The 748-nt window shown below is 65.9% G+C and carries 1 protein-coding gene; it reads right to left on the bottom strand.

Annotation, left to right across the window (positions count from 1 at the left end):
* Positions 1-131 precede the first annotated feature (131 nt).
* A partial coding sequence (locus tag EN884_RS37640) for an ABC transporter permease subunit (protein ID WP_128361213.1) occupies positions 132-748 on the bottom strand: 617 nt, incomplete at its 5' end.

Below are 748 nucleotides of genomic sequence, written 5' to 3'. Positions count from 1 at the left end.
TGTCGCCGAAGCGCTTGCCGGCATGCCTGAAGGCAAAGGCCCGCTGTCCTTCGACGGAGCCGATCGGCCGCACCGGCGTGGCGACGAAGGAACGGGCTGCGGTCAGGCTGGCGGCGGTCATGGGCAATCTCTCATCCGTTCTGGAAGGCCGGATGCCAGCCAAGCGACAAACGCTCGAGCAGGCGGGCGAGGCTGTCGGCGAGCTTGCCGAGCAGCGCGTAGATCAGGATCGACAGCACGACGACATCGATCAGCAGGAATTCGCGCGCCTGCATGGCCATGTAGCCGAGGCCCGAACTGGCCGAGATGGTTTCGGCGACGATCAGCGTCAGCCACATGATGCCCAGGGCATAGCGCAGGCCGACGAAGATCGACGGCAGCGCGCCGGGCAGGATGACGCGGAAGAACAGGGCGCGCCGGTCCATGCCGTAGACGCGGCCCATCTCGACCAGCTGTGGGTCGACGCTCTGGATGCCGAGCAGCGTGTTGACGTAGATCGGAAAGAACACGCCGAGCGCCACCAGGAACAGCTTGGCTTCCTCGTCGATGCCGAACCACAGGATGACCAGCGGGATCAGCGCCAGATGCGGAATGTTGCGGATCATCTGCAGCGTCGTGTCGGTCAGGCCGCGGCTGAGCGTCGACAGCCCGTTGGCAAGGCCAAGCGCAAAACCGATGGAGCCACCGACGGCAAAGCCGGCAAGGGCGCGCGCGGTCGAGACGCCGATGTTGCGGATCAGTTCGCCCG

It is taken from the genome of Mesorhizobium sp. M7A.F.Ca.AU.001.01.1.1, assembly GCF_004022735.1.
GTDB classification, from domain to species: Bacteria; Pseudomonadota; Alphaproteobacteria; order Rhizobiales; family Rhizobiaceae; genus Mesorhizobium; species Mesorhizobium ciceri.
Note: the sequence above shows the minus strand (reverse complement) of the source record. Positions and strands in the feature narration are given on the sequence as shown.